The sequence below is a fragment of the Streptomyces sp. NPDC048331 genome, assembly GCF_043201215.1.
Lineage (GTDB): Bacteria > Actinomycetota > Actinomycetes > Streptomycetales > Streptomycetaceae > Streptomyces.
This window is the reverse complement of record NZ_JBICYT010000012.1, coordinates 71,493-85,653: the sequence shown is the minus strand read 5'-3', so window position 1 is coordinate 85,653 and position 14,161 is coordinate 71,493. Positions and strand designations below refer to the sequence as shown.

13 protein-coding genes are annotated in these 14,161 nt (G+C 73.0%); 10 read left to right on the top strand and 3 right to left on the bottom strand.

What is annotated here, in order from left to right:
* Positions 1-126: 126 nt before the first annotated feature.
* Together ACGFYY_RS19165 and ACGFYY_RS19160 are read right to left on the bottom strand one after the other, a co-directional pair.
* Positions 127-525, bottom strand: a complete 399-nt coding sequence (locus tag ACGFYY_RS19165; protein ID WP_393710756.1) for a hypothetical protein — start codon at positions 523-525, stop codon at positions 127-129.
* A 34-nt stretch (positions 526-559) separates the two neighbouring features.
* Entirely contained in the window at positions 560-2,095 is a 1,536-nt protein-coding gene (locus tag ACGFYY_RS19160) for an aldehyde dehydrogenase (NADP(+)) (protein ID WP_393710754.1), read from the bottom strand.
* 127 nt (positions 2,096-2,222) lie between these two features.
* Here ACGFYY_RS19160 and ACGFYY_RS19155 point away from each other — a divergent pair, with 127 nt between their 5' ends.
* The 10 genes from ACGFYY_RS19155 to ACGFYY_RS19110 all read left to right on the top strand — a co-directional run bounded on the left by ACGFYY_RS19155 (position 2,223) and on the right by ACGFYY_RS19110 (position 12,670).
* Positions 2,223-3,005 carry an IclR family transcriptional regulator gene (locus ACGFYY_RS19155; RefSeq protein ID WP_109782236.1) on the top strand — a complete coding sequence of 261 codons (783 nt, stop codon included), beginning with the start codon at positions 2,223-2,225 and terminating at the stop codon, positions 3,003-3,005.
* 223 nt (positions 3,006-3,228) lie between these two features.
* Positions 3,229-4,221 carry a hypothetical protein gene (locus ACGFYY_RS19150; RefSeq protein WP_393710751.1) on the top strand — a complete coding sequence of 331 codons (993 nt, stop codon included), beginning with the start codon at positions 3,229-3,231 and terminating at the stop codon, positions 4,219-4,221.
* Between the two features lie 65 nt (positions 4,222-4,286).
* Positions 4,287-5,495 (top strand): sensor histidine kinase, encoded by a 1,209-nt coding sequence (locus ACGFYY_RS19145; RefSeq protein WP_393710915.1) that lies wholly within the window; start codon positions 4,287-4,289, stop codon positions 5,493-5,495.
* 38 nt (positions 5,496-5,533) lie between these two features.
* Positions 5,534-6,229, top strand: a complete 696-nt coding sequence (locus ACGFYY_RS19140; protein ID WP_393710913.1) for a response regulator — start codon at positions 5,534-5,536, stop codon at positions 6,227-6,229.
* Between the two features lie 62 nt (positions 6,230-6,291).
* Complete coding sequence (locus tag ACGFYY_RS19135; RefSeq protein ID WP_365265538.1) at positions 6,292-7,740, top strand: penicillin-binding protein 2; 1,449 nt, start codon at positions 6,292-6,294, stop codon at positions 7,738-7,740.
* 63 nt (positions 7,741-7,803) lie between these two features.
* Positions 7,804-8,301, top strand: coding sequence for a GNAT family N-acetyltransferase (locus ACGFYY_RS19130; protein WP_365265540.1), 498 nt, complete (start codon positions 7,804-7,806; stop codon positions 8,299-8,301).
* A gap of 64 nt (positions 8,302-8,365) precedes the next feature.
* Complete coding sequence (locus ACGFYY_RS19125) at positions 8,366-9,073, top strand: DsbA family oxidoreductase (RefSeq protein ID WP_393710748.1); 708 nt, start codon at positions 8,366-8,368, stop codon at positions 9,071-9,073.
* 156 nt (positions 9,074-9,229) lie between these two features.
* Positions 9,230-10,291: an aminotransferase class V-fold PLP-dependent enzyme gene (locus ACGFYY_RS19120; RefSeq protein WP_393710746.1), complete on the top strand. Its 1,062-nt coding sequence runs from the start codon at positions 9,230-9,232 to the stop codon at positions 10,289-10,291.
* Positions 10,292-10,321: 30 nt separating this feature from the next.
* Positions 10,322-11,443, top strand: coding sequence for an amidohydrolase family protein (locus ACGFYY_RS19115; protein WP_393710744.1), 1,122 nt, complete (start codon positions 10,322-10,324; stop codon positions 11,441-11,443).
* Positions 11,444-11,728: 285 nt separating this feature from the next.
* On the top strand, positions 11,729-12,670 hold the full coding sequence (locus ACGFYY_RS19110) for an SCO1860 family LAETG-anchored protein (RefSeq protein ID WP_393710742.1): 942 nt from the start codon (positions 11,729-11,731) through the stop codon (positions 12,668-12,670).
* A 163-nt stretch (positions 12,671-12,833) separates the two neighbouring features.
* Here ACGFYY_RS19110 and ACGFYY_RS19105 read toward each other — a convergent pair whose 3' ends face one another.
* Positions 12,834-14,069 (bottom strand): CapA family protein, encoded by a 1,236-nt coding sequence (locus tag ACGFYY_RS19105; RefSeq protein ID WP_393710740.1) that lies wholly within the window; start codon positions 14,067-14,069, stop codon positions 12,834-12,836.
* Positions 14,070-14,161 lie beyond the last annotated feature (92 nt).

Sequence of the window (14,161 nt, the reverse complement as noted above, 5' to 3'; positions counted from 1 at the left end):
GTTCTGCGGGCAGCCTTCCCGTTCCGGTAGAGGATCCGGTTCCGGTTCCGGCCGAAGGCGTGGTGCGAGGACGGCGCGGAGAACCCTGCCTCCTCCTCCTCCGCCTCCGCCTGTGCCATCAGCCGTTCACCGCGTCGGCATGCCCCCGTGAGGACTGTTCAGGACCATGGCCAGTGATCCTGCGGCAAGGTAGTGGTGACCCGGGTGGTGCTCGATGTGCTGGTGCCCGCCGTCGTCCGTCTCCGCCGTCGACCGCACCTCGTCGGCGAGGGCGCTCAGGCCCCGCCCGTCGCCCTCGACGAGCAGGACGCGGTGCTCCAGGTCAACCCGCATACGGACCCCCGGTCCGCCGCTGCCCACCACGTCGACCGAGGCCGGTTCGGTGCCGCCGAAGCGCGGCTCGGCCGAGGCGGTCGTCCGTACGCGGCCCTTCCCCGCGGCGAGGGCGAGGGCCAGGGCGACGAGTTCCGTCGCGCCGCCCGAGACGTCCACCTCACTGTCGTCGGGGAAGAACAGGACCCTCATCCGGCATCACCCCTTCGGGTCCACCGCACCGGACTCAACGGTCGACGCTGTCGCCCGTGACCTGGCGCGGCAGTCCCAGCGGGTTGGACTCGCGCAGCTCCGGCGGAAGGAGCGCGTCCGGCACGGACTGGTAGGCCACCGGCCGCAGCCAGCGCTCGATCGCCGTGCCGCCCACCGAGGTGGAGTGCGAGGTGGCCGCAGGGTAGGGGCCGCCGTGGTGCTGGGCCGGGGCCACCGCCACCCCGGTCGGCCAGCCGTTGACCACGATCCGCCCCGCCAGGGCGGTGACCTGCCCGATCAGCTCGGCGGCCGGGCCCGGCGCGCCCTCGGTCTCGGCGGCCGACAGCTGGAGGGTGGCGCTCAGGTTCCCGCCGAGGAGCCCGAGGACCGCGCCCGCCTCGTCCTGATCGGCGTACCGCACGACGACGGTGACCGGACCGAAGCACTCCTCCAGCAGGACCTCGTACGCGTCGCCCTCCAGGAGCTGCCGGGCCCGCACGGTCAGGTAGCCCGCCCCGACGGTGTGCTCCCCTCCGGAACCGGGGGTCACGGGTGCCTCGACGCCGGGCAGCGCGGCCCGTTCGCGTACCCCGGAGACGAAGTTCTCCCGCATCCGGTGGTCGAGCAGCACCCCCGGCTCGGTCTCCCCGAGCGCCTTGGTGAGCTCGCCGGTGACTCTGTCGCCGTCCACGCCCTCGGGGACCAGCACCAGGCCGGGCTTCACGCAGAACTGGCCGACGCCGAGGGTGACCGAGCCCGCGAGTCCGACCCCGATCTCCTCGGCGCGTTCGGCGGCGGCGGCCGGGGTGACCACGACGGGGTTGAGGGAGCCCAGTTCACCGTGGAACGGGATGGGCACGGGCCGGGCGGCGGCCGCGTCGAAGAGGGCTCGCCCGCCCCGGATGGAACCGGTGAATCCGGCGGCCGACACCAGGGGGTGGCGGATCAGTTCCAGGCCGGCGTCGAACCCGTGGACCACGCTCACCACTTCGGCCGGGAGCCCGGTCGCGACCGCGGCCCGGCGCAGCAGCGAGGCGCACAGCTCGGAGGTGGCCGGGTGGTCGGGGTGCGCCTTGACGACCACCGGGCAGCCGGCCGCGAGCGCGCTCGCGGTGTCACCGCCGGGGACGGAGAAGGCGAGCGGGAAGTTGGAGGCGGCGTAGACGGCGACGACGCCGAGCGGGATCTTGTAGCGGCGCAGCTCGGGGCGCGGCGGGGTGAGGGTGGGGTCGGCGCGGTCGATCCGGATGTCGAGGTAGGACCCGGCGTCCACGGCGTCGGCGAAGGCGCGCAGCTGGCCGGTGGTGCGGGCCAGTTCGCCGGTGAGCCGGCCCGGGCCGAGCGCGGTCTCGGCGTCGGCGGCCTCGATCACGTGGGCGGCCGACTCGTCCAGCAGCGCGGCGGCCGCACGCAGGAAGGCGGCGCGGACGGTGGCGTCGGCGAGCGCGCCGCGGGCGGTGTGGGCGGCCCGTACGGCTTCGTCCACCTCCTGGGGTGTGGCCTCCACCGCAACCTGTTCGCGCTGCTTCCCGGTGCGGGGGTCCACACTCCAGACTGAAGTCGTTGTCATGGCCCGCCGCCTCCTGGATCGTTCAGTATTCTGAACGTCGTTCTGGTGGATGAATGATCACATCTGCTGTGGACTCTATTTCCGCGTCCTCGGCGTGACAAGAGGCGACCAGAGGGGGAGCAGGCGTATGACGACGGCCGAGTCGGGGATTCCGGTCCAGGCGGCGCCGGTCAAATCGGCGGTGCGGACCGTCCTGCTGCTGGAGCATTTCGCGGCGCGGCCGGGCCTGCACAGCCTGGCCGACATCCAGAACGACCTCTCGCTGCCGAAGTCCAGCCTCTATATGCTGCTGCGGACGCTCGTGAACCTGGGGTGGGTGGAGACGGACGCGACGGGCACCCGGTACGGCATCGGCGTGCGGGCCCTGTTGGTCGGCAGCTCGTACATCGACGGCGACGAGGTGGTCGCCGCAGCCCGGCCCACCCTGGACCGGCTGTCCGACGACACGACGGAGACGATCCACCTGGCCCGGCTGGACGGGACGAGCGTGGTCTACCTCGCCACCCGGCAGTCCCAGCACTACCTGCGCCCCTTCACCCGGGTCGGGCGGCGGCTGCCCGTGCACTCGACGGCGCTGGGCAAGGCCCTGCTGGCGACGCACACGGACCAGGAGGTACGGGGGCTGCTGCCGCGGCGGTTGGAGGCTGTCACCGAGCACACCGTCACCGACCGGGAGCAGCTGATCGAGGAGCTGGCGCTGGTGCGGGAGCAGGGGTACGCGGTGGACCGGGAGGAGAACACGCTCGGGCTGCGCTGCTTCGGGGTGGCCGTGCCGTACCGGACGCCGGCGCGGGACGCGGTGAGCTGCTCGGTGCCGGTGGCCCGGCTGACGGGGGAGCACGAGCAGCTCATCAAGGCGGCGCTGTTCGAGGCGCGGGACCGGCTGTCGGTGGTCACCCGCCGCATGTGACGCGTGGCGGGTGGCGTGGGCGGGTGATGCGGGGTGGGTGGCGTGGGCGGGTGATGCGGGGTGGGTGGCGCGAGGCCGGAGGGGCGGGTCGCGGTGGGTGGGGCGGGCGCTCGGCGGGCGGGTCGTGGTGGGTAGGGCGGGTCGCCGTTCCTCCCCCGCGTGGGGGAGGCGGTTCCCCATCACGGGGGAGGTGGCGGGGCCGCGCAGCCGCGAACGTTGAGTCATGAACACGCGAGCGACTCACCCGAGTGACCTGACGGAAGCGAAGCTGCCGTCGCCCTCCCGTCCGGGGGTCGGGCGGCGGGTCCCGCGGGCGGTGGCCCTGGCCGCCACCGTGCCGTATCTGGGGCTCAAGACGGCCTGGCTGTGCGGGAGTCACCTCGGGATACCCGAGGGCAGCGTGCTGCGGGAGCCGGGCCCGTTCTTCATGGCGGCCAATTCCGTCACGTTGGCCATGGACGCCTGCGTGATCCTGCTCGTCCTGGTGCTCACCCGGCCGTGGGGCATACGGGTGCCGGGCCCGCTGCTGACCGTCCCGGTGTTCGTGGCCACCGGGCTGCTGACCCCGATCCTCCTCGGATTCTCGGGCCAACTGCTCGTACGGGCCCTCGGCTTCGGGACGGAACCGAGGGGACAGGCGGCGCGGGAACCCTTCCTGGACCCGTGGGTGTTCCACGTCGTCTACACCGGATTCTCGATCCAAGGACTCGCCCTGGCGGCTCTGTTCGTGCCCTACGCGCGGGAGCGCTGGGGGCGGGCCTGGCGGGGCGTGACGGGGAAGCGGCTGCCGTCGTCCACGGGGGTGGTGGCGGCAGCCGCGGCGGTCACCGGCCTGGCGGTCGCGGGGGTCTCGCTCTACTGGGCCTTCGGTGGCGCCGCCGGCCTGGGCGCCGAGCGGGCGGCCGCCCATTCCTCCGACACGGCCGTGGTGTCCGCGGTCCACGCGGTGTGCGCGATCGCCGCCGGAGCCGGGGCTCTGCTGCTGGCCCGTGGCGGCACGCTGCGGGCGGCGTGGCCGCTGGGCCTCACCTGGGTCGGTGGGGCGGCGACGCTGAGCTGGGGGGCGTGGATGACGCTCGCCGCGCTGGGACCGCAGTTGGACCGCGGTGAAGCGCCTCCCGTCACCACGGTGTTGATCTACGCTGGCCAGATGACCACCGGATTGCTCGCCGGAACCGTACTCATACGGTTCCTCGCCACCCGCCGCCCGGGGTGAACCGGTCGTCGGTTGCGCGGGCCCGGTGGCGCTGGGTGCATCTGATCCTCGGCGGCGCCCTGCTGATGCCGTACTTCCTCCTCACGGAGGTGGTGGTCGGTGTCGTCGCGGGTGGGGTCAACGCGCTCAACTCCGGCTCCCTCACCCTCCTGTCCTACGTCGCCTCCCTGCCCCTGGTCGCCGTCACGGCGCTGTTCGGGCCGGTCCGGCCGATGTCGGTGGCCGCCGTACGGGCCATGTGCGAGGTGCCGGGGGAGGGATTGGCCGACGGGCCGGCGAGGTCCTGGGCCGCGCGGGTGCGGGCCTCGGCCTGGTGGACCCTGCACCTGGGGATCGGCGCGCTGATCAGCGCGATGACCCTCGCGGTACCGCCCATGGCGGTCCTGCTGATCGCGGTGCCCGTCGTGGGGCGGATGCGGGACGTCCAGTTGGGGTACGGCTGGTTCTCCACGGCCGCCGACCCGTACGTCGCCCCCCTGCTCGGAATCGGACTGCTCGCGGGGCTCACCCTGTGCGCGGTCGGGGCCGGGAGGCTGCTGGCCGGGAGGGCGCCCGTACTGCTCGGGCCCACGGCCGCGGACCGGCTGGCCGCGGCCGAGGAGCGGGCCGCCGACCTGGCGGTGCGCAACCGGCTGGCCCGGGAGCTCCACGACGCGGTCGGGCACGCCCTGAGCGCCGTCACCCTCCAGGCCGCCGCCGCCCGGCGGATGCTGGAGCGCGACCCCGAATTCGTGCGGGAGGCGCTGGCCGCGATCGAGGACACCACGCGGCGGACGGTGGGCGAGCTCGACGCCGTGCTGGGCCTGCTGCGGGACGGGGACCCGGCCCGGCCGGACACCGCGCCCGCACCCACCCTCGCCGCCGACCTCGACGGGCTGCTGGCCCGCACCCGGGCCGCCGGCACCACCGTGGCCGCCCACCAGGACCCCGGACCCGCCGGGGACTGGGCCGCCCTCCCGGCGATCGCCTCCCGCGAGGCGTACCGGATCGTCCAGGAGGGCCTGACCAACGCCCTGCGGCACGGGGCGGGCCCGGTGGATCTACGGATCCGCGTCCAGGCCGGCTCCGACACCGCACATCGTGAACTGGAGATCGTCATGACCAATCCGCCGGCGGACCCCGCCGAGGGCCGGGAGGCCCGTACCACCGGGGGTCGCGGACTGCGCGGCTCCGCCGAGCGGGCCGCCCTGCTCGGCGGCAGCGTCGAAGCCGGTCCGCACGGGGACCGGTGGCGGCTGCGGGCCGTCCTCCCGCTCGCCGGGGAGGACCGATGACCGTGCCCGCGACCACCCCCGCCACCCCGCCCGCGACCATGTCCGCCACCACTCCCGCCACCACTCCCGCGCCGCGGCCGCCGCTGCGCATCGTGCTCTGCGACGACGAGCGGATGGTCCGTACCGCGCTGCGGGTCATCCTGGAGGCCGAGGCCGACCTGGAGGTCGTCGGAGAGGCGGCCACGGGGGCCGAGGCGATTCCGTTGGTGCGCTCACTGGCCCCCGACATCGTGCTCATGGACGTCCGGATGCCCGAGATCGACGGCATCCGGGCCACCGAGCAGATCCTCGCCACCATGGCCGAACCGCCCCGGATCGTGGTCGTCACCACCTTCGAGAACGACGCCTACGTCTACGACGCGCTGCGCGCCGGAGCCGCCGGCTTCCTCCTCAAACGGGCCGACCCCGACGAGCTGATCGGCGCGGTCCGGCTCGTCGCCCGCGGCGACTCGCTGCTCTTCCCGGCCGCCGTCCGCTCCCTGGCCGCCGCCCACACGGCCGGCGCCCCGCCCGCCGACGCGCCCTGGGTGGCCCGACTCACCGAACGCGAGGCCGACGTACTGCGTCTGATGGCCACCGGGCTGTCCAACCACGAGATGAGCGAACGCCTCGGGGTCGGACCGCAGACCGTCAAGACCCACGTCGCGGCGGTCCTCACCAAGACCGGCTCCCGCGACCGTACCCAGGCGGTCATCGCGGCCTACGAGGGAGGCTTCATCATGAAGAAAGGCTGAGAACCCCGCCACAATCGGGTCAGAGCGGAACGGTCGGCGCGGCTGGGACGTCCTTCTGGGGGATGAACAAGACGATCAGGCGTGCGTCGGTCTTCTGTCTGCTTCTGGTGCTGGCCCTGCTGGTCCGCGTCACCTGGGTGCAGGCATACCAAGGCCAGGCCCTCGCAGAAGACAAGCACAACCGCCGGAATCTCATCGCGCAGTACGAGAACCCGCTGGGCAACATCATCGTGGGCGGGGAGGCGATCACCGGCTCGGAGAAGACGGGCGGCAAGGACTTCGGCTACAAGCGGACGTACGTCGACGGCCCCCTGTACGCGCCCATCACGGGCTACAGCTCCCAGGCCTACGGCACCACCCTGCTGGAGGGCATCTACCAGAACATCCTCAACGGTTCCGACAGTCGGCTGAGGACCGTGATGGACATGCTCACCAACAAGCGTGCCTCCCCCGGCAACGTCATGACCACCATCGACAAGGACGTCCAGAAGGCCACCTACGAGGCGCTCCAGGGCAAGCAGGGCGCGGCCGTGGCCATGGACCCCAAGACCGGCGAGATCCTCGCCGTGGTGAACAACCCCTCCTTCGACCCGGGCAGCATCGCCGGCGCCAACGACAAGGCGGCCTGGGAGGCGCTCTCCGCGGACAAGGGCAAGGCCATGGAGAACGTGGCGCTGCGCAAGCCCCAGGCGCCCGGCTCCACCTTCAAGCTGGTCACCCTCGCCGCGGCGATCGAGAACGGCCTCGTCACCGACCTCGACCGACAGACCGGGATCGCCGACCCGTACACGATCCCCGGCACCCGCACCCCGCTGCCCAGTGAGGCGGGCTCCGCGGCCTGCAACAACGTCTCGGTGCGCACCGCCCTGCGGCTGTCCTGCAACAACGTCTTCGCCGAGCTCGCCTTCAAGCTGGGCCAGGACAAGATGCGGGCGATGGCCGAGAAGCTCGGTTTCAACGTGCAGATCGACACCCCGGTCCGCACCAACCCGCCCAGCAAGTACCCGACGAAGAAGATGTCGGTCGACCAGGTCGCGCAGACCGGCATCGGCCAGTTCGACGTGCAGGCCACCCCGCTCCAGATGGCGATGGTGACGGCCGCGATCGAGAACGGCGGCAAGCTCGTCGCCCCGCACCTGGTCTCCGAGGTCACCGACTCCGGCGGCGACGTGCTGGAGAGCTTCAAGGACCCGAAGTCCCAGCAGGTCATGGGGGAGAGGACCGCCTCGATGATCCGCGACGCCATGCGTACGGTCGCCACCGAGGGCGGCGGCAAGCCGGCCCAGGTGTCCGGCGCCGAGGTCGGCGGCAAGACCGGTACCGCCCAGCGCGGTGTCAACAACAGCCTCGCCCCGCTGGCCTGGTTCACCTCCTACGGCAAGTCGAACGGCAAGCAGATCGCGGTGGCCGTGGTGATCGAGAACTCCGACACCGACCGCTCCGAGATCGGTGGCGGAAAGCTGGCAGCCCCCATCGCCCAGAAGATGATGGCGGCGTGGCTGAAGAAGTAGCCACGAACAGCGCGCGGCCGACGCGCCGGGAACCGTCGGGGTTCCCGGCGCGTTCCCACTCCCATGATCAGAGCCGCGCACCCCGCCGACCTCCCCGCGATCGCCGCCCTGCACACCCGGGCCCGCGCCACCTACTACCAGGGCCACTTCCCCGAGCAGGCCTACCTGGGCGACGCCGAGCTCCAGCGGACCCGCGAGGGCTGGTCGCGGGCCCTCGCGAACGCCGCCGAGGGTGAGGTGCTCTGCGCCGAGCAGGACGGCGAGCTGACGGGGGTCGCTGCGTTCCGCACGAGGGACGGCCGGACCACCCTCACCCAGCTCCACGTCGACCCCGTCCACTGGCGCCGCGGCACCGGGGCCGCCCTGCACGCCGCCTGCCTGGACGCCTGGCGGCGGGCCGGAGTCCGCCGGGTCCGTCTGGAGGTCTACGAGCACAACCTCCGAGCCCAGGCCTTCTACGCCACCCAGGGCTGGCTCGCGGACCCGTCGGCACCCCGCTCCGGCTCCCACCGGACCCTCTGGCTACAGGTGGGCCAGGCGCCGGAGCCGTCCGGGGAATGAGACGGACCCGCGGATGGTTGAACCGCAAACCGTCCACCCCCTGAATTCGGAGAACAGAAGGATCATGCGCGTCGAAATCTGGTCCGACATCGCTTGTCCCTGGTGCTACATCGGGAAGGCCCGTTTCACCAAGGGACTGGCCGAGTTCGCGCACCGGGACGAGGTGGAGGTCGTCTTCCGGTCCTTCGAGCTCGACCCGGGCGGTGCGAAGGGCGTGACCGCTCCCGTCGTGGAGATGCTCGCCAAGAAGTACGGCCGCACCCTCGACGAGGCGCGCGGCATGGAGGAGCACGTCGCCGCCACCGCCCGCGCGGAGGGGCTCACCTACCTCACCGACGGCCGCGACCACGGCAACACCTTCGACATCCACCGACTGCTGCACCTGGCCGCCGCCCGCGGCCGGCAGGAGGAGCTGCTCGACCTCGCCTACCGGGCCAACTTCGGCGAGGAACGCTCCGTCTTCGACCCCGAGGTGCTGATCGCCCTCGCCGTCGAGGCCGGCCTGGACGAGGCCGAGGCACGCGCCGTCCTCGCCGACGACTCCGCCTACGCCGACGAGGTCCGGGCCGACGAGCGCGAGGCCGCCGAGCTGGGCGCGAACGCCGTACCGTTCTTCGTCCTGGACCGCCGCTACGGGATCTCCGGCGGGCAGCCGGCGGAGGTGTTCACCCAGGCCCTGGAGCAGGCGTGGGCCGGACGCGAGGTACTGGAGCCGGCCGCGGCCGCCGAGGCCTGCGAGCCCGACGGCGCGTGCGCGGTCCCGCAGGCCTGAGGCTCGCCCGGGCGGGCTGAGGATCGCCCGGGGAGGGGCTGAGGCTCGCCCGGGCGGGCTGAGGATCGCCCGGAGAAGGGCTGAGGATCGTCCGGGGAGGCCGGCGAGGCCTGGGGAGGGTGGACTACGGGTCGTCGCCGGCGCAGAGTGGAAGGCATGGATCTTGCGCTCGCCGAAGCGACCCGTGCCGAGTTCGCCCCATCCACCACCTACCTCAACACCGCCAAGTGCGGGGTCGTCCCGCGTTCCGCCGTCGCGGCCGTACGGGAGCTGGCCGAGGCGGCGGGGGCCGGGCTCCCCACCGGCTTCGGCGACTTCGACCGCGTGGACGGGGCCCGGGCGGCCTTCGCCCGCCTCGTCGGGGTGGACACCGACCGGGTGTCCGTCGGCTCCGCCGTCTCCACCCACGTCGGCCTCGTCGCCGCCTCGCTCCCGTCCGGCGCCGAAGTGCTCTGCCCCGAGGGCGAGTTCTCCTCCGTGATCAACCCCTTCGTGGCGCGCGGCGACCTCAAGACGCGTTTCGCCCCGCTCGAATCCGTCGCCGAGCACATCGGTCCCGGCACCGCTCTGGTCGCGCTGAGCGTCGTGCAGTCCATGGACGGCCGCAAGGCCGACCTGGCCGCGGTGCGCGCGGCGGCGACCGCGTACGGGACCCGGATGCTCGTCGACGCGACCCAGGCGGCCGGCTGGCTCCCCTTCGACGCCTCTCCCTACGAATACACGGTCGCCGGCGGCTTCAAATGGCTGCTCGGCATGCGCGGAGCCTCGTACCTGACCGTGTCGCGCGAGGCCCAGCACACGCTGACCCCGCTGCACGCCGGCTGGGTGCCCGCGGTCGCCGACGGGGACGCCACCTACGGGCCGATGGCGGGACTCGCCCACGGGGCACGGCGGTTCGACGAGTCCCCCGCCTTCCTGGCCTACCACGCGTCCGCGTCCGCGCTGGCCCTGTTGGAGCGGATCGGCATCGAGGCCGTCCACGCCCACGACACCGCCCTGGCCGCCCGCTACCGGGCCGGCGTCGAGCGCCTGGGCCACGAGCCCGTCCCCGGCGACTCCGCCATCGTCTCCGTGCCGGGCCTCGCGGGCCGGCAGCCCGACCTGGAGGCGGCCGGCATCGCCACATCGGCCCGCGCGGGCCTGTTGCGCGCCTCGTTCCACCTCTACAACACGGAGGCGGACGTGGACCGGCTCCTGAACGCCCTCGCAGGCTCCTGACGCGGCAGGTCCCGTGCGTACAGTGCCGCCATGAGTGATGTGAGGGATGTGAGCGACGTGAGCGACGCGAGCGACGTGCTGCACGTGAAGGGGCGGGTGCTGGTCGGGCCCGACGAGGTACGCGACGAGCTCTGGGTGGTCGGCGGGCGGATCACCTACGAGCGCCCGTTCGCCGCCCGTGAGATCACCACGGTGACCGGCTGGGCCCTGCCCGGACTGGTCGACGCGCACTGCCACGTGGGGCTGGACGCCCACGGCCCGGTCGACGCCGAGACCGCCGAGCGCCAGGCCCTCACCGACCGCGACGCCGGGACGCTCCTCATCCGCGACGCCGGATCGCCCTCCGACACCCGCTGGATCGACGACCGCGAGGACCTCCCGAAGATCATCCGAGCCGGCCGGCACATCGCGCGCACCCGCCGCTACATCCGCAACTACGCCCACGAGATCGAGCCCGCCGACCTCGTCGAGTACGTCGGCCGCGAGGCGCTGCGCGGCGACGGCTGGGTCAAGCTCGTCGGCGACTGGATCGACCGCGACGCCGGTGACCTCGCCGCCTGCTGGCCGCGTGCCGAGGTCGAGGCGGCCATCGCGGAGGCGCACCGGCTGGGTGCCCGCGTCACGGCGCACTGCTTCGCCGAGGACTCGCTGCGCGACCTCGTCGAGGCGGGCATCGACTGCATCGAACACGCCACCGGCCTCACCGAGGACACCGTCCCGTTGTTCGCGGAGCGGGGGGTCGCGATCGTCCCTACGCTCGTGAACATCGCGAACTTCCCGAAGATGGCGGCGGGCGGCGAGGCGAAGTTCCCGGACTGGTCGGCGCACATGCGCCGGCTCCACGAGCGGCGCTACGACACCGTCCGAGCCGCCTACGACGCGGGCATCGAAGTCTTCGTCGGCACCGACGCGGGCGGCTCCCTGCCGCACGGTCTGGTCGCGGCGGAGGTCGCGGAGCTGGTCAAGGCCGGTATCCCGGCGATCGACGCCCTCTCCGCGACGGCCTGGGCGGCCCGCGAGTGGCTCGGCAGGCCGGGGCTGACCGAGGGGGCGCCCGCCGACCTCGTGGTGTACGCCGCCGACCCCCGAGCCGACGTGGGCGTGCTGGCGCAGCCGCTGCGGGTCGTCGTGAACGGCAGGGTCCGGGCCTGAGTCATGTGTCGTGGCGCCCGGTTGACGTCGCGTGACATCGGTGGCCCGTCGGTCGTTGAAGACGGCCGCACGAGCCGGATCTCCGTGAAAGGAGAGCACTTGCGTTCATCCTGAGGCGCAATGATTCGAATATGCGCCCGGAAACCACCCTTTGGGGTGAAGTAACGTCAGGTTGCCCCTCGTTCACCCACAGTGCGTAAAGATTCCGGGGTCGAGTCCGTCGGCGCCCGCGGTGTCCCCCATCGGCGGCGCGACGGCACCCAACTCCCCGGGGGTTCCACCACCGTGAACAGCCATACCTTCCGCCTGCCCGCGGCCGTCCTCCTCGCCACGGGCGCGGTCGCCCTGCTCACCGCGCCGCCCGCCTTCGCCACGGGAGGAGGCGCGGCCGGGGGTGAGGGCAAGGCCGGCGCCGTCGTCCTGCGCGCCGGACTGGACGTGGGCCTGCTCAACGCCGTGCACGTCCCGCTGAAGACGACCCTCAACGAGGTCAGTGCCCCGGCGACGGCCGAGAAGACCGCGCTGACCGTCACGCTGGACGGGGCCGAGGGGAACAAGCCGGTCAGTGTGCTGCGCGCCGACGTGGCGACCTCGAAGGCGACCGCCGACAAGACCCGGGCCGAGGCGGAGGCGAACCTCGCCAAGGCTTCCGTCCACGTCCCCGGACTGCCGCTGCTCTCCCTCATCGAGGTGGAGAAGGTCACCTCCAAGGCCGTCTGCGAGGCGGGCAAGAAGCCGGTGGCCCGTGCGAACGTCCTCGGGACGGTGACGGCGCTCGGCAAGAAGGTCACCCTGTCCGCAGGCGGCCCCACCAAGGTCGAGGTCCCCGGAGTGGGCCGGATCGACCTGGAGTTGTCCGGTACGGAGACGACCTCCACCACGGCCGCCGCGGCCGCGCTCCGCCTGAAGATCGCGGTGAACCCGCTCAACCTGAACGTCGCGAAGGTCGACGGCGAGATCGTCCTCGCCGAGGCGCACTGCGAGTCCCCGGCGGGTGCGGCGGCGGCCCCGCCCGCGAACCCGGACGTCAAGCCCCAGGCGGCGACCGGGCCGGGCGCCGGCTCGGCCACGTCCGGCGGCACGTCCGGCACGTCCGGCACCACCGGCGCCAACCTCGCCGAGACCGGCGGCGGTTCACTGACCCCGTACGTCGCGGGCGGGGCCCTGACCCTGCTCGCCATCGGCGGCGGCGCCCTCCTGATCACCCGGCGGGGCAGGGCCTCGTAGGGCGGCCGGGAGTCCCGGGCCGCCGCCCGGCGCGCCCGCCCGAGGAGCGCACGGAGGGGAGTGCTCAACGGGATGACGGGCGAGGACGAGCGGCGGACCCGGGGCGACTCGTGGACCGTCGGGCCCCGGCCGATCCCGGCCCGGCCCCGTCGGGCACCCGTGCTCAGCGGGTGGCGTGCTCCAGGCCCTGCGGGCCCGCGCCACGTGACATCACGGCCTCGGTGACCTGCTGGTCGATCCGCGCGTACTCGCTCCGTTTCGCGGCCGTGAGCGAGGTGTCGGAGGCCGCGCAGGAGGCGCAGACGACACGGAACGGCGGCCCCATGTCCGAGTACTGCGTGAGGAATTCGGCCTTCACCACCTCCCAGCGGCCCGGACGGCCCGCCGCCGGGGAGAAGGTGAAGCGGGGGACCGAGGACTGGTTGCCGCGCAGTTTGTCGGCCGGGACGAAGCTGGCGACCTGGTCGCCCATCCCGAAGACCACCCAGGTGCCGTTGATCTTCTCGTAGGGCTGCGGAACGTGGTTGTGCGTGCCGATGATCAGATCGATGTCGGGGAGCCCGTCGGCCGCGCGGGAGGCGGTCAGTGCCTGCGCCAGCGCCTTCTGCTGCTCGTCGGGCGCCGTCTGCCACTCGGTACCCCAGTGGACGCTCAGCACCACCACGTTCGCGCCCTGCGCCCGGGCGGCCCGGGCGTCCGCGATGATCCGGTCCTGGTCGATCAGATTGACGGCCCACGGCTTGCCCTGCGGAAGCGGGATGCCGTTCGTGCCGTACGTGTAGGAGAGCTGGGCCACCTTCGCCCCGCCGGCCGCGAGCAGAGCCGGGGCCTTGGCCTCCTCCGCGCTGCGGGCCGAGCCGACGTGCGGGATGCCGACCCGGTCGAGGTGCTCCAGGGTGCGGGCGAGGCCCTCGTAGCCGTCGTCCAGGGTGTGGTTCGAGGCGGTGGAACAGCTGTCGTACCCGGCATCCTTGAGCGCGTCCGCCAACTGGTGCGGGGCCTTGAAGGTGGGATAGCCGGTATAGGGGCCGCCGGGCCGCCCGTACGGTATCTCGTGGTGGCATATCGCCAGGTCGGCGGCGGACACCAGGGGTTTCACCCCGGCGAGTATCTTCCGGAAGTCGTACTCCCCGGCCTTGCCCGCGTCGTCGGCCGACCGCTGGACGATCGACGGGTACGGGATGATGTCGCCGGTCGCCACCAGGGTGAACGGCTTCCCGGGGACCGCCGCGGCGGTGCCCTCGGGCGCGTCCGCCTCGCCCTGTCCCGGTCTGCCGTGGAACCTTTGCCCCGTGGCCGGCGTCGCCCCTTCGTCGAACAGTCGCGGTACGGCGTAGATCCCCCCGCCCACGACCGCCAGTACGGCCAGCGCGATGCCTGTCCTCGCGGATGCCCTCATTCCCGCCCCCCGGTGTCATGCACTGATGCGGGGATCCTCACCCGGCCCCGCCCCCGCGGCCATCGTAGGGGGTCGAACGGGTGATCGCATGA